The 18832-nt window shown below is 45.4% G+C and carries 17 protein-coding genes and 1 pseudogene; 9 read left to right on the top strand and 9 right to left on the bottom strand.

The features are described 5' to 3' along the window. Window positions 1–13: 13 nt before the first annotated feature. The 6 genes and pseudogenes from ACED41_RS04910 to ACED41_RS04885 all read right to left on the bottom strand — a co-directional run. The gene (locus ACED41_RS04910; protein WP_017062420.1) at window positions 14–490 is read right to left on the bottom strand and encodes a Na+/H+ antiporter subunit E; all 477 of its coding nucleotides are present in this window, start codon (window positions 488–490) and stop codon (window positions 14–16) included. Further along, on the bottom strand, window positions 487–2055 hold the full coding sequence (locus ACED41_RS04905; protein WP_371724577.1) for a proton-conducting transporter membrane subunit: 1569 nt from the start codon (window positions 2053–2055) through the stop codon (window positions 487–489). The genes ACED41_RS04910 and ACED41_RS04905 overlap by 4 nt, the downstream gene beginning before the upstream one ends. Continuing rightward, a complete protein-coding gene (locus ACED41_RS04900; RefSeq protein ID WP_017062418.1) occupies window positions 2052–2405 on the bottom strand; it encodes a Na+/H+ antiporter subunit C in 354 nt (117 codons plus the stop codon). Before ACED41_RS04900 ends, ACED41_RS04905 begins: the two co-directional genes overlap by 4 nt. Continuing rightward, window positions 2405–5011 carry a hydrogen gas-evolving membrane-bound hydrogenase subunit E gene (gene mbhE, locus ACED41_RS04895; protein ID WP_017068245.1) on the bottom strand — a complete coding sequence of 869 codons (2607 nt, stop codon included), beginning with the start codon at window positions 5009–5011 and terminating at the stop codon, window positions 2405–2407. The genes ACED41_RS04900 and mbhE overlap by 1 nt, the downstream gene beginning before the upstream one ends. A gap of 292 nt (window positions 5012–5303) precedes the next feature. Further along, window positions 5304–5495: a hypothetical protein gene (locus ACED41_RS04890; protein ID WP_080582258.1), complete on the bottom strand. Its 192-nt coding sequence runs from the start codon at window positions 5493–5495 to the stop codon at window positions 5304–5306. A gap of 83 nt (window positions 5496–5578) precedes the next feature. Continuing rightward, window positions 5579–6097: pseudogene (locus tag ACED41_RS04885) on the bottom strand (universal stress protein); the annotation flags it as partial. Window positions 6098–6335: 238 nt separating this feature from the next. Here ACED41_RS04885 and ACED41_RS04880 point away from each other — a divergent pair. From ACED41_RS04880 to ltrA, 8 genes are all read left to right on the top strand, one after another. Further along, window positions 6336–6947 (top strand): thermostable hemolysin, encoded by a 612-nt coding sequence (locus ACED41_RS04880; protein ID WP_005464330.1) that lies wholly within the window; start codon window positions 6336–6338, stop codon window positions 6945–6947. Between the two features lie 80 nt (window positions 6948–7027). Then, window positions 7028–8587, top strand: coding sequence for an AMP-binding protein (locus ACED41_RS04875; RefSeq protein WP_017066111.1), 1560 nt, complete (start codon window positions 7028–7030; stop codon window positions 8585–8587). A gap of 25 nt (window positions 8588–8612) precedes the next feature. Continuing rightward, a complete protein-coding gene (locus ACED41_RS04870; RefSeq protein WP_017063793.1) occupies window positions 8613–9296 on the top strand; it encodes a TenA family transcriptional regulator in 684 nt (227 codons plus the stop codon). Window positions 9297–9304: 8 nt separating this feature from the next. Further along, a complete protein-coding gene (locus tag ACED41_RS04865; protein WP_017063792.1) occupies window positions 9305–10099 on the top strand; it encodes an SDR family oxidoreductase in 795 nt (264 codons plus the stop codon). A gap of 14 nt (window positions 10100–10113) precedes the next feature. Then, a complete protein-coding gene (locus tag ACED41_RS04860) occupies window positions 10114–10749 on the top strand; it encodes a hypothetical protein (protein ID WP_017063791.1) in 636 nt (211 codons plus the stop codon). Window positions 10750–10752: 3 nt separating this feature from the next. Further along, window positions 10753–11409 carry a response regulator gene (locus ACED41_RS04855; RefSeq protein WP_005393404.1) on the top strand — a complete coding sequence of 219 codons (657 nt, stop codon included), beginning with the start codon at window positions 10753–10755 and terminating at the stop codon, window positions 11407–11409. Next, on the top strand, window positions 11399–12823 hold the full coding sequence (locus ACED41_RS04850; RefSeq protein WP_371724576.1) for a sensor histidine kinase: 1425 nt from the start codon (window positions 11399–11401) through the stop codon (window positions 12821–12823). The genes ACED41_RS04855 and ACED41_RS04850 overlap by 11 nt, the downstream gene beginning before the upstream one ends. Window positions 12824–13501: 678 nt before the next feature. After that, complete coding sequence (gene ltrA / locus ACED41_RS04845) at window positions 13502–14974, top strand: group II intron reverse transcriptase/maturase (protein ID WP_029626754.1); 1473 nt, start codon at window positions 13502–13504, stop codon at window positions 14972–14974. A gap of 133 nt (window positions 14975–15107) precedes the next feature. Here the strand turns inward: ltrA and ACED41_RS04840 are convergent, their stop codons facing one another. From ACED41_RS04840 to ACED41_RS04830, 3 genes are all read right to left on the bottom strand, one after another. Next, a complete protein-coding gene (locus tag ACED41_RS04840) occupies window positions 15108–15785 on the bottom strand; it encodes a hypothetical protein (protein WP_371724575.1) in 678 nt (225 codons plus the stop codon). A gap of 274 nt (window positions 15786–16059) precedes the next feature. Further along, entirely contained in the window at window positions 16060–17439 is a 1380-nt protein-coding gene (locus ACED41_RS04835) for a DEAD/DEAH box helicase (RefSeq protein WP_371724574.1), read from the bottom strand. Beyond that, complete coding sequence (locus ACED41_RS04830; protein ID WP_371724619.1) at window positions 17433–17945, bottom strand: hypothetical protein; 513 nt, start codon at window positions 17943–17945, stop codon at window positions 17433–17435. Before ACED41_RS04830 ends, ACED41_RS04835 begins: the two co-directional genes overlap by 7 nt. 114 nt (window positions 17946–18059) lie before the next feature. On the opposite strand from ACED41_RS04830, the gene ACED41_RS04825 reads away from it, so the two are divergent. Continuing rightward, window positions 18060–18380, top strand: coding sequence for a helix-turn-helix domain-containing protein (locus tag ACED41_RS04825; RefSeq protein ID WP_371724573.1), 321 nt, complete (start codon window positions 18060–18062; stop codon window positions 18378–18380). Window positions 18381–18832: the final 452 nt, after the last annotated feature.

Genomic DNA, 18832 nt, shown 5'->3' with positions numbered 1-18832 from the left:
GATTTCTAATCCATCAGTCACGCGTCACCTCCAAAATCCGTTTTTCTAAACCGTCTTTGATTTCTCGAATAACCTTTTCGTGATCGGGTGCAAACATCGCGTGCACAACCATGTGCTTCTTATCTGGTGTAACATCTAAACTCAAGCTTCCCGGAGTAAGAGAAACCATGTTTGCGAGTAAAGAGATCTCTAAATCTGACTCAACATCTAACGGGACATACACGATATCTGGATCACTCAAATGGGTTGGCGTGACCACATCCCAGACGACTCTGGCTACCGAGATCACCATCTCGTAACAGAAGAAAAGAAACAGGCCAACAAAAGCACGGAAGCGTCGGAAGTAACTGTTTTTCAAACCAAACGGTTGACTGAGTCGCAACGCCAAAAAGCCAACCACAAAACCAAGAATGAAGTTCGTGCCTGTATAGTTGCCGTTTAGCAGCATCCACGCTAAGGCAAGAAACAAGTTCAAAAATAGATAAATCATTGGCTCCCTCCCGATGAATTCAATGCCACGCGTTCAACTATTTCGCTGTCACCTATTGCACTGTCAGCCAATGCACTCTCTCCAAGAGCCGCTTTTACGTAGGCTTGGGGCTCAATCAACTGTTCTGCTGCCTGCACTGAAAATTGGTAAAACGGCTCGGCTGCCAAACCAATAATCAGACTTAACGTGGTCAACGTGGCTATTGGCACACAATACAATCCTTTTGTGTACTTGTTCATTGGCTGAGTTTTGAGTGTTTGCTGAGGCTTTTTCCAAAACACCTCGTTCCAGATCTTGGTCATCGAGAACACCGTTAACAGACCCACTAAGAGCGCGGCCCCTGCAAGCCAATACAACTCGGTTTGCAAACTAGATTTGATGACAAGGAACTTGCCCCAGAAACCCGACAGAGGTGGAAACCCCGCTAAAGAGAATGCAGGAATGAGAAACAAGAAAGCTAGCCAAGGCATGGCTTTGTAGACTCCGCCTAATTGCCCAAGTTTGCCCGAGCCATAGTTACGCTCGATAAAGCCGCCAATCAGGAACAAATTTGCTTTCACAATGATGTGGTGCACGATGTAGAAAATCGCACCCGCAATGGCGAGCGGCGTGTAGATCGCCAATCCCATGATCATATAACCGATCTGGCTGATGATATGGAAAGAGAGAATTTTTTTAATGTCGTATTGGCTCGCGGCCCCCAATACACCAGTTAACATCGTAAGCCCCGCCACCCACATCAGAGTTGGCTGCCAACCACTTTCTGATAGCGGAAAAATCAAAGTGAACACACGAATCAGCGCATACACTCCAACCTTGGTCAGCAACGCAGCAAACAGTGCGACAACGGCGCTTGGCAATGTATGGTAAGAAGCAGGTAGCCAAGCAAAAACGGGAAACAACACCGCTTTTATCGCAAACGCGAATAGGAACAGTGCCGCGAGCAAAGTTTTGGTGTCAGACGGAATCAGTGCGGCTTTGGCGTGTAAATCCGCGAGGTTCAAAGTCCCTGTTGCACCGTAGAGTAAGCCAATCGCGAGCAAGAAGACCAAGGTCGATATTAGATTGAGCATCACGTACTTCACTGCTCCATCCACTTGTTGCTTTGATCCATCTAAGATCATCAAACCAAACGATGCTATCAACATCACCTCGAACCACACATAGAGGTTGAAAATATCTCCGGTAAGAAACGCACCATACACGCCGGCCAACAAGATATGCATCAGCGCATGAAATGTGCCGTAAGATGCCTTTTCTTGCAGATCGCCCATGGCGTAGAACACGCTCACTACACCAATAATGGCCGTCACCATCACCATGGCGACGGCAAGATAATCCGCCACAAAAACAATGCCAAATGGTGCCGCCCACTGACCAAACGCCACTGCTTGCGGACAGCCGTTGATGACATCGTGCGTCAACAATGCTGCAATCACCAAAGTCGCCAATGCGCTTGTGCCACTTATCGCATCCGCCAGCGCGTTGTTACGCTTCGCGCAGAAGATGGCGACAGCGGTAAGAAGCGAAATCACTGCGGGTAACGTCAACCAAATCGTCGTCATTCATCCTCCTCAGAACGTCGCATCGCATCAACATCGGCCGAGCCCGCTTCTGAATATGCACGGTAAAACAGCATCAACGCGAACACCAACAAGCCAAAACCAATCACAATGGCAGTCAGAATTAAAGCTTGAGGAAGCGGGTTTGCCGCACCTTCCGGTGGTAATTGTGAATTCGCATCAATCAAAGGCGGTAGTCCGGGCGTTAAACGTCCGGCAGTGAAAATCGCGATGTTCACGGCACTACTCAATAAGATCAAACCGAATAATAGACGCAAGATGTGTCGCTCAAGCATAAGATAGACACCAGCCGCGACAAACACACCGACCACGAGACTCCATAGTATTTCCATCAATCCAACTCCTCATTCACACGTAACAACATCCCCATCACGCCACCAATGATGGCGAGGTAAATACCGACGTCGAATATCAGCGGTGTGCCGAGCGGTAGAATATCTTTCCACCACAAACCGGTTAAGAACGGCAAATTGAAAGCAAAGCTCATCAGGCCAGCCACGAAGCTTAAGAAAATACCAAATAGAGCAATGCTAAATGGCGCGAAATACAAACGATCCCGAACGTACTTTGGCGACTCTGCAAACATCAGTAACGCAAAACCAATTACAGCAATCAGCGCACCGATGAAACCACCACCCGGCTCGTTATGTCCACGCAACAATAAGTAAAGTGAAAACACCAACATCAGCGCTGCAACGATGTGTGCAGTAGTGGCAAAAATAAGGGAATGGATACGATTACGTTTGTGATAGTGCGTTTTCAACAAACTCACCGCAGCGATACCAGCCATCACGACTACGATTACCTCACCCAACGTATCGAAGGCTCGAAAATCAACCAAAATCACGTTGACGATGTTGCGTCCATGTCCGCCGGGAACACTGTTTTCTGCGAAGAAATCAGCCAGAGTGGCATCTAAAGGTTGGGCGGTGATATTGATCAACAACGCCGTTACCGAGATACCAATCACACCAGCTATCGCCGCGTGCAGCAACTTTCGGCGAATAGGATGTTGCGGCACCGTCATTAAGCCCGGAATGTGACGTATCAACAGCACCACAAATACAACCATCAAGGTTTCAACCAGCAATAAGGTTTTCGCGACATCTGGCGCGCTGTAAATCATAAAGACTAAAGTGGTCATAAAGCCCACAACACCAAGCGCAGATACCGCCAACAAACGAGACTTGGTAAAGGTACAGACTAAGGCAGCAGCGATAAGTAGCAGTGCAATGCTTACCTCGTAGAAATTAATGTCCGTTAATGCAGCAAATCGAGCTCGTGGGATCACTAACGGACTGCTTAACAGTAATCCAGCGAGCACAATATAGAACAGCAACACGTAATAACTTAAGCGCTTTTGCTGTAATAACTGCGTTTGCCATTTAGCTAACCGCATCATGCCTGCCATAATTTTGTCGAAAACGGATTCGGCTGTTGGCACCACGGCCCCTTCACGTTGTCCGCCCACCAACAGCCTTGGGTAGACTCGATATAAAACAAAGCCGAGTAACAAAGTTAATACACTCAGCACCAACGGCAAATTCACGCCTTGCCAAAGCTTGGCTGCTTGTGGTGCTGAGTCAGGCAAGCTCGACGAAACCCCCGGAATAACCACATTGTTGTTGATCCAATCTAAACCAAGCACCGGCGCAAGCACACTGGCAATGGCAAGCAACATTGCTGGCAACCAAAGCCCTTTACTGGATTCCACTTTCTTGGCTGGCGTTGGATTACCTTCATAAGTCGCGAAGAAAGGTTTCACGATCAGCGCCAACGCCAACGCCACCATAATGACGTTAACCACAAGGAAGATAACGGTAAGGATGACGCTCACCTCCAGACCGGATTTGTACATGTACTCTTTGCTCAAGAACCCGAGTAATGGTGGCACGCCCGATTTCGACAGAGCAGCGATGATTGCGGCTACGAGGCTGAGTATTAACGCTGTTTTCAAACCATACAACATTCGAATGTCACGCGTTCCCGTTGCCTTATCGATATTACCCACCACCATGAACAGCGCGGCTTTGTAGAACGAGTGAGCCAAGACAAACAGCAGCGCGGCCATCATCGCAAGCTCAGTACCCATACCAATCAACAATACCAATTTACCTAAGGCAACATTCGTGCTGTATGCCAGCATCAACTTCAAATCAGTTTGCTTGAGCGCTAATAACGCACACCATATAGCGGTAAAGCCACCAAAAATGCCGAGCGTGTAAAACCAAATATCGTTGTGTGAATAGATAGGTGAAACACGGGCAAGCAAATACACCCCAGCCTTCACCATAGTGGCCGAGTGAAGATAAGCGCTCACTGGCGTTGGCGCTGCCATTGCATTAGGTAACCAAAAGTGGAATGGAAACTGCGCCGATTTGGTGAACGCACCGAGCAAAACCAGAACCAGCGAAGGCAGGAACCATTCATGTTGTGCAATCAGCGTACTTTGCGCGACGATGGTACTTATCTCATAGCTGCCAGCCATTTCACCCAACAGTATCAAACCTGCTAATAACGCTAAGCCACCAGCGCCAGTGACAATCAGAGATTGAAATGCGTTCTTGCGGGATTTATCTTTCTCGTGATTAAAGCCAATCAAAAGATACGACGTTATGGTGGTAAGTTCCCAAAAAACAAAAAGGAGTAGAATATTGTCGCTCGTGACAACACCTAACATCGCTAACATAAACAGCGTCAGATAGAGGTGAAAAGAAAATCGAGACGAATCCCCCTTGAGATATGCCAGTGCATAAATCTGGATCAATGCACCGATACCACTGATCAAACACGCGAACAGGAAAGATAACCCATCCAACTTGAAGCTCAGGTTTACATCTAAACTAGGAACCCAATTCGTTTGCCAACTCACGCCTCCCGGCTCATACCAACTGATGAGCAAGAAGAAAATGACCATGGGTAGAACAGGAAAAATCATGAGAATCAAAGAATGATCTTTTGAACCTGTTGTGTGTTTTTTTCCTATTACACTATTCAATATCGCCATCCATTTCGTTACGTTCACGCGTGTATGGGGACTCATAGAATCGAAGGAAAAAAGCCTTCTCCTGATACTTCATGCTTCAACCACATTGTTGATTTGGGCATCAGGAAGATAATCCGAGCAAGGCATGTGAACGGATTATCTAGTTTACGAAGGCTTTGAATAAGACCGCTAAAATTAAGTCACGATCATCCATTCCAATATAGATAGATCCCACTGGTTCAAATTATTTGCTGTCGAGAACGACATAAGAATGCATGTCACTATGGGAATTGCTCTGGTCAAATAAAAAACTCGACTCTTCATTCACTGCACTCAGTGCGTCGTAGGAGCAGTCTCCGATATCGTTTCTCGGGCATGCATAAATGTGAGAGCGCTCAAGCATTTCAGTTTGGCAAATAGGACATAGTTTCTTCATACTACCCTCCACTAAGAAGTTATTAGTCTGTCGTGTGCACGCTTACTTCAGTATTACTATTTCCGCTTTTCGAGATCAATTTGTTACTTGATTGGAGATATAAATCCCTCTGGTTTCATTGCCACTAAGGAGCAATTAATTGATTGAAGAATATTCTCGGCAGTATTGCCAATCACATAACCAGAAATACCGGTTCGGGCTAAGGTTCCCATGACCAACACGTCAATCTCTGCCTCATCAACACACTCCGGAATTTTATCGTCCGGTTTACCATGCAGGTGATGAACAACCACCTCACCAGCAATACCTGAGTCATCAATTAATTGCTGCAAGGCTTGTTCGTGACGCGCTTTCTCTTTAGAAACCTCGACAGACAGCTGAGCCTCATCAACTTGAATCCAAACGTGATTGTCGAGGTAGTTCTCTAAATAATGTTCCCAACAAGAGATAATGTGTAATCGGCTATCACAGGTATCCGCAATCGAACGAGAGAGCTCTAACAATCGACACGATAGTGCCTGCTGCTCATCGTTGATAGCCAAGGGATCGACCGCAACCGCAATACGTCGTTTGTCTCGTGGTTTAAATATTGGTCGATGCAATCCACATCGTCGCTATCTGTGAAGGTTCTGGACAAAAACGTTTCAGAGGCTTTGCTAAATTAGTAAGTTATGGATAACTAAAAGTATCGAAAGTTGCTTAACTTGGTGTCCAATATTGATGGTGCAGATTACTTAGTGGTCTTTACAGAATAATTTATTTACAAACACTCATTCCTTAAGAGTTTCTTAAGTTTCGCGTTTTATTTTGTTAATAACTACTCAAACAAAGGAAGCGCTCATGAAACACCATGCACAAACTTCTGCAGATGGCTTTACTTTAGACATCGTTTATCCAATGCATCCGCTTTGGAGCCAAGTTATCGAGCATGTTTCTCAGCGTTATCAAGAAGCATTCTTTGCCGAGCTCAAACAGTTTATGCCGGCGTATTTAACCCTCATTGAAGGCGGCCAAATTGTTTCCGTATGCGGCTTTCGCATCGCCGAAGATGAGCCTTTGTTCCTTGAACAGTATTTAGAAGACGACGCCCAAAAGCTGGTTTCTAACGTATTTAACTGCGACGTAAAACGTTCGAACTTAGTGGAGTTTGGTCACTTGGCGTCTTTCGCTAAGGGCATGTCATCTCTGCACTTTTACCTCATCGCAGAAATGCTGGTCAACCTCGGTTTTGAATGGTGCATCTTCACCGCGACAGACCCACTTCACGCCATGATGGCGCGCCTAGGATTGGAGCCTCATATCATCGCGCAGGCCGATCAAAACAAAGTCCCCGATGCCGAGTCCACTTGGGGGTCATACTACGAACATCAACCGCGTGTGTTAGCTGGCAATTTGCAAAAAGGACTCGAACGTCTTCGATTAGTCCAAGAAAGAAAACGCAAACAAGCCTAGATAGAAAAGTAAACGTCGTTAAAACCGCAAACACAACCAGAACAACTTGGTTAAACACAACGCCAGAATATAGGTGAAGTATGAATATTCTCCTCGATGTCATTACAAAATGGGCAAAAACGACACCAGACCGAGCAGCACTTGTCGGCTACGAAGCGAATCAAACGGTTGAACTAACTTACTCTGAAGTGTTAAACAAGATCGAACTCGTTGCCGCCGAGCTTATTGCACAGAACATCAAAGCACTCGCGCTACGCGCAGAAAACGGTATCGATTGGGCCATTGTTGATTTGGCGGCGATGGCGGCAGACATAGTCGTCGTACCTATTCCGACTTTTTTCTCTGATGCACAAGTTGAACATACGTTAGAGCAATCAGGCGTCGATGCTTTAGTCGGCGATTGGCAAGCATGGTTGGCTTCTAATCCTAAGCAAAGCTTTAACCAGCAAGACCATCCGTTTTCCATTGCAAATTTGCCTTTGCTGCGTCGTAGCCAGTTGAGAGATGAAGATACACAGGTAGCTTATCTACCAGAAACCGGAAAAATCACATTTACGTCTGGCTCGACTGGTCAGCCTAAAGGCGTGTGTTTAAGCAATGATCATTTGTGTTTGGTGGCGAAATCGATCGCCGACGCAGTAAACGGCACGGCGCACTCACACTTAGTGCTGCTTCCGTTATCGACGCTTCTCGAGAACATAACCGGCGTTTATGTCCCACTCATGTTGGGCGTGACGTCATATATTTTACCCGGAGAGCAAACCGGCTTACTCGGTTCAAGCCAATTCGAACCACATCTGTTTGCACAAGCATTAGCGACCATCAAACCAGAAAGCTTAGTGCTAACACCGGCTTTATTGCTTGCGCTCATTCATATCGCGAAACAGCAGCCCTCTCTTGTGGATTCTCTAAAATTTGTTGCTGTTGGCGGCGCAAGAGTGTCGTCGCAACTGATTAACACCGCGCATGCGCTGAACATCCCTGCGTTTGAAGGTTATGGCTTGTCTGAATGTGGCTCCGTCGTTTGTTTGAATACACCAGCCGCATTTAAAGCAGGAACGTGTGGCAAACCACTTCCCCACGCTCAGATTCGTATCGCGGAAGATGGTGAACTGCTCGTCAAAGGCAACGTTGCTCTTGGTTATTTGAATGAGCCGTTTACTCAAGAATGGTTAGCAACTGGCGACTTAGCCCAAATTGACGCGCAAGGTTTTGTCACTCTCTCGGGGCGTAAGAAGAACCTTATCGTCACCGCGTATGGCAGAAATGTCTCACCGGAATGGATTGAATCAGAAGCGTTAGCGTTTTTGCCGATGACGCCGCTGATCGTTACTGGCGATAGCCAACAAACATTATGCGCTGTCATTGCCAATAGTGAAGACGTCGAATCAAAGGTTCATGCATTAAACCGAACCCTACCCGATTACGCACAAATCCGAACCTTATTGCTACTGGACTACCCACGAGCCATCTCTGATTGGTACACGGATAACGGCAAGCTCAAACGAAATCAAATCGAACATGATGTGGCTCAGTTATTAGCGAGCACAACGCCTGAATTAACGCTGCAAGCGCAAAAGCTCCAACGCATCGATTTGCCCTTTCAGCAACACATTACGTCTTTCCAAACTGCATCTTAGTTAACGGCTTCTTAAGGAGAAGGTTATGACTTTATTTTTCGAACAACTCAAACAAAGCACTGCCGCTGCTCAACAAGCAATGTTAACTGCGCCAGTCATCGCAGAGGTTCAACAAGGAAACATTTCCAAAGATATGTATATCGCCTTTCTCACCCAAGCTTACCATCACGTTAAGCACACTGTTCCCTTGCTGATGGCGTGTGGAGGCCGACTATCTGGCGAATACGAATGGGTACGAGATGCCATTGCCGAATACATCGAGGAAGAGAAAGGCCATCAAGAATGGATTTTAAATGACATCAAAGCGTGCGGCGGCGATGCCGAAGCGGTACGCAATAACAAAGGTATAGGTCAAGTCGGTGCGCCGATTGAATTGATGGTTTCCTACCTTTACCACAAAATTGACCGCCACAACCCACTCGCGCTGTTTGGGATGGTGTGGGTATTAGAAGGCACCAGCGTCGGCATTGGTGGCCAAATGGCAGAAAAAATCCAGTCAACGCTAAGCCTACCGCCTTCAGCAATGACTTACCTGGTTTCACACAGCGTGTTAGACCAAGATCATCTGCAATTTTTTGAATCACTGATGAACAAAACCACCAAAGTGGAAGATCAACAAGTCATCATCGACTCCGCAAAAATGGTGTTCGCATTGTACGGACAAATGCTGCGTTCTTTGCCTTCTTTCTCAACCCAACAAGCGGCGTGAGGTGAAGCATGATCATTAACAACAGCACCATTCTCCTGACAGGCGCAACGGGCGGAATAGGGCAAGCCATCGCGCAAGAGTTAGCAAAACGCGGTGCCAGCCTCATTCTTGTTGGGCGAAACGAAGAGAGCTTGCAAACACTACAGCGCGAACTGTCGAATCCAGAACGCCATGACCTAGTCGTTGCAGACATCACCTCATCAGAAGGATTAACTACGATTAAAGATCGAGCGCGCCAACATCTAAAAGTGGACGCACTGATTAACAATGCAGGCAGCAACGATTTCTCGTTGTTATGCCACAAGCGACCAACGCAGGTTGCAGACGAAATCCAACTCAATCTCGTTGCGCCGATGCTGCTGTGCCAATCGGCGTTGACGTGGTTAAAACAGCCTGGGGTGATTCTCAATATTGGTTCCACATTCGGCTCAATTGGCTACCCAGGCTATACCTCCTATTGCGCGGCAAAAGCGGGGTTGCACCGTTTTACCGAATCGCTCGACAGAGAACTGTTCGCAACCGGAATCCGTGCGCTGTATTTGGCACCAAGAGCGACAGAAACCTCACTCAATAGCGATGCCGTCAATGAAATGAATCGACAGCTGGGTAACAAAACGGACTCGCCGCAAGTTGTAGCCGATCACGTTGTCACCATGTTGGAAAAAGAAATTTCCGCGAAATGGATTGGTTGGCCAGAAAAGCTTTTTGCTCGCATCAATCAACTACTTCCAAGCGTGGTTTCTTCTGCGATTCGTAAGCAGCAAGAAACCATTCACCAATACGTAAACCGAGTCAGTCACTGAAGAGGACATGGACGATGAATACCAAACAACTACTTTTCGCTTTGACGGTTTGTTCAACGTTAGCTTCGACCGCTGCGTTGGCAGGTAATGCTCCACTGCAACAGGTTCAAAAGAAATGGGCGGAATGTCAGTATAGCACGCCCGATGGTGACGAGAAGGAACAATGCTTCCATCGTGCGATTGCCAAAACCAGTATTTATCTCGACAGAGAACCCGGCAATCCCGAACTCACTATTTGGCTGGCAATCAATAAAGCATCGCTGGCTGGTGCTCAAGGTGGCTTAGGTGCACTATCACTCGCCAAAGAAGCCAAATCTTTACTCGAAGGGGTAATTGCAACGTCACCGCAAACGCTCGATGGCTCTGCATACACCAGTTTAGGTTCTCTGTATTACAAAGTTCCGGGGTGGCCAATTGGCTTTGGTGATGACGATAAAGCCGAAGAAATGTTGAAAAAAGCGTTAGAGATCAATCCAAAAGGCATCGATCCGAACTATTTTTATGGAGACTTCCTTGCAGAAGAAGGTCGAGACAAGGAAGCGAAAGTGTATTTGACTCGCGCAATGCAAGCATCACCTCGCCCTGACCGACCTTTGGCAGATAAAGGCCGAAAACTGGAAATTGAAGCGACTCTTGGGAGATTGAAATAAATCATGCGCTTATTACTCGTAGAAGATGACAAACTACTCGGTCAATCCATGGTGACTTCATTAAGTCGCCATGGTTACACTGTGGATTGGGTGGAAAAAGGGTCTGGCGTGACTAGCGCACTCAAAACAGAAGCGTTCACCGCCGTAATATTGGATCTCACTCTCCCCGATATCGATGGACTGGAAGTTCTGCGTAATATTCGCAAAGGCGGATTTAAGCTCCCAGTGATGATACTTACCGCACGAGACGACATTCGCGATCGCGTTCAAGGCCTTGATGGCGGCGCAGATGATTACCTCGGAAAACCGTTTGCACTCGAAGAGTTGCTCGCTCGCTTGCGTGTGTTGATTCGCCGTCAATCCGGTAGTGCAGAAGAAATCATTCAAGTTGGACAGTTATCTTTATCCTTATCGGAACAAAGCATTCGCTACGATGACGCGCCGCTTAAACTCACACGCAATGAATTTAAAATCCTCACCAGTTTGATGACGAACGCCGGACGCGTGCAAAGTAAGGAGCAATTGCAACAATCACTGCACGGCTGGGATGAAGGTTCAAGCGACAACGCTATCGAAGTTCATATTCACAATTTGCGTAAAAAAGCGCCCAAAGTGGTCATTAAAAATATTCGCGGTGTGGGGTACATTCTTGAAAGATAAGAAATCGTACTCGATCAAACGTCAGTTAACTCTATCAGTAGTCGTGTTGGTAAGTGTTCTCTTACTCATCTCACTTTATTTCAGTTTCCAATCTGCGAAGCACGAAGTCGAAGAAGTTTATGACGCTAGGCTTGGACAATCCGCAAAATTAATGTTGCTGACGCTCTCAATTTCAACGGAAGAGAGGACTCTCGCTAACCATCGAGAATTATTTAATGAGTGGATGGAAAACATTGAGTCAATGTCAAAGTCTGACGACGACAATGTCACAAAGTTCGGCCACCCTTATGAACAAAACTTGGTTTTTCAATTCTATCGAGACAACACACTAATCTGGAGCTCTGATCAAAGCTTGCACGCACTCTCTACGTCCTTTGATAATAACGGCTACGCTGATATCGTAAAAGACGCTACACAATGGCGTACATTTCAGATTTCACTACCACAAACAAAACATGATAATGAATACGTCGTGGTTGCAGAAAAATACAAGATACGTAAAGAGATCATCCACGAAATTGCCCTATCCACATCAATAGAACAATTGCTGATACTACCAACTTTGTTGCTTTTGCTGTTTTGGTTGATCGATAAACATTTCCGACCGATTAACGACCTGCGCACCGCCATCACACAAAGAAACGTACACCGATTAGATCGCATTCATGTAAAAGACAACACCGTTGAACTCGCACCACTTGTCGATTCGCTCAACTCTCTCCTCTCTGAACTAAAGTTAGCCAGGCAAAGAGAGAAACGCTTTACACGTGCTGCAGCGCATGAACTAAAAACCCCACTAACAATCCTTCGTCTTAACGTAGAAAATGCGCTTGAAAGTAATGATCCGGAGCAACTGAGAGGAGATTTACTCAACATTCTGCAAGGCATTGAACGCACTGACCGCCTTATCCATCAGCTACTGACTTTAGCTAAAGTAGATAGCTTATCAGAACGTGTATTCGACACCGTTGAACCAACCCCTTTGTTGCAAACCGTTGTTGCTGATTTGGCACCGTTAGCATTGAAGCATAAGCAAGACATCAGTTTATCATCTTCCAACATCGCTATATCAGGTGATCGAATGTTGTTAGAGGTGTTATTTCGTAACCTCGTCGATAATGCGATTCGTTACTCCGGCGAACACAGTGACATCCAAGTCAGCGTCATAGAGAAAAATAATACAATCAAAGTTTTAATTTCCGATACTGGCCCAGACATCCCGAAAGAAACTCGTGAAAGAATCTTCGAACAGTTTTATCGGGGTCATTCCGAACATGGCGACGGTGCGGGTTTAGGGATGTCAATTTGCAAAGACATTACTGCACTACACCGTGCAACACTTGAGCTCATTCCCAGAGAAAATAGTAGGAATACGTTTATAGTAGAGTTCCCAAAGTATGGAGAAAGAGCATAAGTAGATTTCATCAAGAAATGTGCTTATCAGGCTCACATTAGTATTTGTATGATCATTTTTATTAATAGTATTTGATTGAGTATTTAGTCTAACAAATAATGGGGCGTGCGACGTGATGTCGTATGAAGCGCTGTTCACCGCTCAACGAGTGAACCATCTGTATCACCAGATGAACCTAGGAGCCTGAATAAAGTAGCGGCTCTGACAATGTAACTAAGGTTGGTATTTTCCAATCGGGATTGAAGTCGTGAGAGGACGATCCTCCTGATAACCACAACATCGGGTGAGTGCTAGGTAGTCAGCATGATGAACATAAGTGAATCCGCGTAAGGTGCGTTATGTTGTGAAACAGCGGAAGTGGTTAATACGCTGTAGCCAAAAGGCACGAGAGTCGGAAAGAGATTGCCCCATGCTCTTTCGTGATCGTTGAACTCTCCGCACCATAGCGGGCATCTAAACTGACATTGCGTGACATACGGAACACGGTAAGCCTGTATCACTCCCTACGGGAAAGCCTCTGTGGCCGATAGTGATGCGGGTAGAGGAGGTTGGAAAAAGCAAAGGCTGCATTGTAATGACGCAGATACAGGTTTGTGCCTGATCACGAAAGTGAGCCCACTTCCAACTGGTCTCTCGTTGCGAGAGAGTTTGAAGAACTTTATTAAGGAAGAAAAGCAAATGACGATTTCGAATGAGATTAGTGCATCTTCTGACAGTGCACTGTGGCAATCCATTAACTGGAAGGCCGTAGAGGCGAACGTCTTAAAGCTTCAAATGCGTATCGCAAAGGCAACTAGAGACGGTAAACACGGCAAAGCAAAAGCATTGCAGTGGATACTGACTCACTCTCGCTCAGCAAAACTTCTTGCTGTTAAGCGAGTTTCTCAAAATAAAGGCAGTAAAACGCCTGGAATAGACGGCGTTGTCTGGAACACAGACACGCGTCGTATGAAAGCAGTAAATCAACTGAGTCGGAAAGCTTATCAAGCGAAACCACTCAGGCGTATCTATATCCCCAAAAAGAATGGCAAGCTTCGACCTCTGGGCATCCCATGCATGATAGACAGAGCACAACAAGCGCTACACCTATTATCGCTAGAGCCCATATCAGAAACAACTGCCGACCCGAATAGTTATGGCTTTAGAGCAAATCGTAGCACGGCTGACGCTGTCGACCAGTGCTTCAAGTGTTTGGCTTTAAAGAAATCGGCTAAATGGGTTCTTGAAGGAGATATTAAAGCTTGCTTCGACAAAATCGGGCATCAATGGCTTATGGATAACATCGCCATCGATAAACGGATGTTGGAGCAATGGCTAAAGTCAGGCTTTGTAGACAAAGGGCTGTTTTACGACACCGACGAAGGCACTCCTCAAGGCGGAATTATATCCCCCACCTTGATGTTGATGACGTTATCGGGTCTCGAACAGCGCATTAAGTCTACCGCGCTTAAGAAAGGAGCAAGAGCTAACTTTATTGGATATGCCGACGATTTCGTCGTCACTTGCGCTTCAAAGGAAGTGCTCGAGAACGATATCAAACCGTTGATTGCTGATTTCTTAGCGGAAAGAGGCTTAACATTATCCGAAGAGAAAACGCACATTACTCATATCAACGATGGATTTGATTTTCTTGGGTTCAACCATAGGAAGTACAAAGGGAAACTGCTCATCAAGCCGAGTAAATCCAATACGTTGATGTTCTTAAGCAATCTGCGCGAACTCATCAAAAAGCACGTAACCCTTCCAGTGAATGATCTTATCAAACTGATAAATCCTAAACTCAGGGGATGGTCGAACTATTATCGGCACTGCGTAGCTAAACAGGTATTCGGATATGTAGGTCACAAGTTATTCCATACGTTATGGCACTGGGCTAAAAGGCGTCATCCAACAAAGTCTAAAACTTGGATTGCCCTAAAATACTTCATCAACCGAAAAGGCCAATGGCAGTTTCACGGTTGGCAGAAGATCATGGATATGGATTGCCAGTTCAATCTCTTCCAAATAGCCAAAGTGCCAATAGAAAGGCATGTGAAAATCCGAAGTGCAGCGACACCCTTTGACCCTCTTTACCAAGAATACTTGGTAAAGAGAAAATCTAAAAGGCTAGCTCGTAACTCTTGGAACGAACCTGCTTCGACTGCTTTATAAGTTGCTGGGTATCAAACGATGCCTTCGTGGAGGCTTGAGCCTAGTGCAGTGAAAGTTGCACGCTGGGTTCTTAGGGAGACGGCACTTGGTAACAAGTGTCGTCCACCCGACAAAGATGAGCCAACAGAATCCATTAGTCCGTGGTTAGCGCCTTTGCCTTTTCTTCCTTGTCTACACGTCCAATATATGGAGAAATATCAATGATACCCACTGAACTTTTATGAATCTCATAGTAATCTCTTACTACTTTAATCGCTGAACCGTATTTATCTGATATACCTTTGTATATTGCTGGTTGCTTTGATAAAACGCTAGTTAAAGCTCTTCCTCCATTCAAAAATTTCAGTGGATAATGAGTGCCTACCACGTAAAGGTTTTTTGCCTTTTCAGTATCATATTCTGCAAGCTCATAGAAATCTTTGAATAACCCATTCTGCCGTATTGACTCAGCCCCTCCTTTCCAATCGATAAACTTGAATTCAGCTACTTGGAGGTTTGTTTCTAGATCAAATTTTCGACCAGTATTACCCGCCCCTAAAGAAACACTTTGAACAACTTCCCCTTGCTTTAGAATATCTTTAAGTAAGTGCAATATTCCTGAGGCATGAATAATAACATTGATCTCTCCAGCGACTTTTTTCACAGCCAAGGCTGAAGCAACAAAGTCATCATCTATTTTTCTCTCAGAGCAATACTCTAATGAGTCGGCAGCACTAGCGCCGATAATGTCTTCTTCCAAACGAGAAAGACTTTCAGTCAGAGAATCCCCTTGAAATTTGCCAATTGCTTCTATTGCACTCTCAATGCTCATTTGTACCTTTACGCGTAATGAAGTTAATCCGTATGTATGTCCACATTAATGGTATTACGAAAAGTAAGTCAAATGATGCTTAGGTGAAGTGTGTGTTCAATCAGTTGAAAGAAGGAATGGGGGCATTTTTGAGCTAGCAGCATTTATTAGCTCTTTCGGGTCAGGGGTAATCAAAACTGAAGTGTGGTATTAACGAGCCCCTAAGCCTCGCCACCCAGAGTCAAAACGCTGAATTTTGATTGAGTTAAACGACTTGGTAAAACAATAGGCCTACTCAAGAAGCCAAAAATGCCGATATTACCCGCTGTCTAAAAGCTCCGAGCCGAAGCTCATCAAACGCGCCAAGTGTGACATCAGTATTCTCAGTATTCGTTGTCGTGCTATTCCATACCAACTTAGAGCTAAGTCCTCCTCTCTCTTCTAGCAACCCCTTTTCGCTCAGACGGTTGCGCTTAGTATCTGGCTCGGCTTCTGCAAACTTTTCCCATTTTGCATATATACACGACTCAGGAATATCTTGTTCAATCCTTTCTGCATAGTCAATCAAGCTTTGTTCAGCAAAGGTGAATAGCCACGCTTGTTGATTTGTCGCGCCGTTCACACGAAGAATTCGCCCGAGCACCTGTCTGAAATACAATTCGGTTTTGACTGAACTCATGTGACAACACACTTGAAGGCGCGGAATATCGGTCCCCTCACTAATCATTCCAACGCTAACAATCCATTGAGTATCGCTTCGTCTATAACGTTCAATCTCTGCTAAAGGCTCTTCATGCCGGTAGGTCACTATTGAGACCGATTGAGCATACTTTTCAGAAAGTACCTTTTTAATTGTTTGTGCGTGCTGAACTGATGCAGCAACAATTAACCCCCCAGCTGTCGGGGATCGAGAACGGATTTCTGCAAGCTTTTTGCAACCCAATCCAAGTAAGTACTCCATTGCATTTTCATTATGAATGATGCTTTGATATGAGGCCTTAGTCTGCTTAATCATTTCCAATATTGAAGAAAAAGACTCCACCTTCTCATCGTTCGTCACGGTCAAATGTTCATTATCAACCAAAACAATCTTAGGGGCTCTGCAAACCTTATCGCCGATTGCTTGCTTCAACGTGTATTGATAATCAACCAAAAGTATCCCATCAGGATCGCTGTACTGTCCCAATACTATCGGCAAAGAGTCTGAACACCACGGAGTCCCTGAAAGAGCAAGGGTATACATTGCGAGTCCTTGAATCTTTGCAAGGACTTGTTGCCCCCAAACATTCGCATTTTCAATATCTGTACCAGAGCAATGGTGTATCTCATCAAAGACCACAAAAACTCGATGATTCCTTAGCGTCAGCCAAAACTCCTCATTTAGAAATTGAATCGACTGATAAGTGAGAGATCGCCCAATAGAACCTAATCCACCATTAAAGGTACAATTAAGAATCTGTGAAAAGGTTCTCTTGATTCCGCTTGAAACCGTTAAAGAGGGTGAGAAACACAATACCAGGTCGATCTTGTCCTCTTGCAGCAACCTTGAAGCGACCGTCGCAGCCAGTACCGTTTTTCCTGCTCCTGGAGTTGCTTGACAGAAGAAGTGCTGCTGGTTTGAGCTGTATTTCTGTAATGCCTTCTCTGAGCATTCTGCCTGCCATTGCCTTAGCACGACTGGTTGTCCTCACAAAGTGTTTTGAGAACACTGGTGAGTACATTCACTCTTCCTAACAACTGCGCTGAATGCTCTCTTGCTTGCTCAAGAAGTGGAAGCAACCTCGGCTCGAGTTCAGGAAAGCGCCTACAGAGAGATTGATACTCATTAATCTCCCCAAAAACAATCTCTAGTTCACCTTTGTACTGATTGCGTTCGTGCCTTAATACCGAGTAATCAGGCAAGGTGGAAAACGTAACCTTAGTGTTGTCTGATGCAGTATCGATTTGAAGACCTTTAAATAAGTCTGTTTGAAAGTATCGTTTCTGCTGCCCCGTCCCTTCAACTCGAAGCCAATTGTTCTTCACCAAACGAAGGAGCTGTCGATAAACCTTACGACGAGCATCATCCAGATCAACATAGGAGTGATCAATCGAAACAAATGCATCTCTTAGCTCAACAACTAAAAAACCATCCATCTCTTTTTCAATCAATAGTTTGTGCATTTCATCACTGATTTTCAAAGAACGCTTCATGTACCGCATATACCACTAAAATACTAAGGATTGCTTAGTATACAGAAATCAGTAAAACTAAGAAAATCTTAGTTACCGTGAGATCAGAGACATGAAACTCAAGTGCCATTCGAAAACCCAATTCCAGTGCGGCTCAAAGAAGCCCGCAAAAAAGCAAACCTCTCTCAAAAAGCATTGGGAGTACGTATAGGTATGGATGAAAGCTCTGCTAGCCCTAGAATGAATCAATACGAGAAGGGTAAACACACCCCAGACGTACAAACCTTAAAGCTATTGGCCGATGAACTAGGTGTGCCTTTAAGTTACTTTTTCTGTGAAGATGAAAGCACCGCAGAACTAGCATGTATTGTTTCTCAAATGACAGAGAGTGAGAGGAAAGAATTAATTTCATCATTGCTAGCCAAAAGTAAACGTGAAGTCTAGCAGTACTATCCAGGCTTAGATTTGATCTGCGGCCTGACTAAATAGGTAGTATTTAGGATCGTCCTTTACTGTTTCTTATTGGTAGAATTCAAAGGCGTAATTACCGAGTACGTCCACACAGTACGTCCACTCCCAAGCAAAGATCTGTCGAGTAGACGACACTTGTTACCAAGTGCCGCCCCTCTAAGAACCGTACGTGCAACTTTCACTGCATACGGCTCAAGCCTCAACTAAGGCATCATTGATACCCAGCAACTTATAACGCAGTCGGGACAGGCTCTTTCCAAGAGTTACGAGCTAGCCTTTTAGATCTTCTCTTCACCAAATATTTTTGGTATTGAGGGTCAAAAGGGGTCGCCGCATTCCTGATTTTTACGTGTCGCTCGATGGGCACTTTGTAAACGCCCCATGAACCTACAGGGCGATATTACTAATGTTTGAAGTTCCAAGGC

This window comes from Vibrio sp. 1F255 (assembly GCF_041439145.1).
Classification (GTDB): domain Bacteria; phylum Pseudomonadota; class Gammaproteobacteria; order Enterobacterales; family Vibrionaceae; genus Vibrio; species Vibrio crassostreae_C.
Note: the sequence above shows the minus strand (reverse complement) of the source record. Positions and strands in the feature narration are given on the sequence as shown.

Excerpts from the sequence above, each read along its gene's own strand:
- ACED41_RS04910 (WP_017062420.1), bottom strand. The coding sequence starts at position 490 with ATGATTTATCTATTTTTGAACTTGTTTCTTGCCTTAGCGTGGATGCTG.
- ACED41_RS04905 (WP_371724577.1), bottom strand. The coding sequence starts at position 2,055 with ATGACGACGATTTGGTTGACGTTACCCGCAGTGATTTCGCTTCTTACC.
- ACED41_RS04900 (WP_017062418.1), bottom strand. The coding sequence starts at position 2,405 with ATGGAAATACTATGGAGTCTCGTGGTCGGTGTGTTTGTCGCGGCTGGT.
- mbhE (WP_017068245.1), bottom strand. The coding sequence starts at position 5,011 with ATGATTTTTCCTGTTCTACCCATGGTCATTTTCTTCTTGCTCATCAGT.
- ACED41_RS04890 (WP_080582258.1), bottom strand. The coding sequence starts at position 5,495 with ATGAAGAAACTATGTCCTATTTGCCAAACTGAAATGCTTGAGCGCTCT.
- ACED41_RS04880 (WP_005464330.1), top strand. The coding sequence starts at position 6,336 with ATGAAACACCATGCACAAACTTCTGCAGATGGCTTTACTTTAGACATC.
- ACED41_RS04875 (WP_017066111.1), top strand. The coding sequence starts at position 7,028 with ATGAATATTCTCCTCGATGTCATTACAAAATGGGCAAAAACGACACCA.
- ACED41_RS04870 (WP_017063793.1), top strand. The coding sequence starts at position 8,613 with ATGACTTTATTTTTCGAACAACTCAAACAAAGCACTGCCGCTGCTCAA.
- ACED41_RS04865 (WP_017063792.1), top strand. The coding sequence starts at position 9,305 with ATGATCATTAACAACAGCACCATTCTCCTGACAGGCGCAACGGGCGGA.
- ACED41_RS04860 (WP_017063791.1), top strand. The coding sequence starts at position 10,114 with ATGAATACCAAACAACTACTTTTCGCTTTGACGGTTTGTTCAACGTTA.
- ACED41_RS04855 (WP_005393404.1), top strand. The coding sequence starts at position 10,753 with ATGCGCTTATTACTCGTAGAAGATGACAAACTACTCGGTCAATCCATG.
- ltrA (WP_029626754.1), top strand. The coding sequence starts at position 13,502 with ATGACGATTTCGAATGAGATTAGTGCATCTTCTGACAGTGCACTGTGG.
- ACED41_RS04840 (WP_371724575.1), bottom strand. The coding sequence starts at position 15,785 with ATGAGCATTGAGAGTGCAATAGAAGCAATTGGCAAATTTCAAGGGGAT.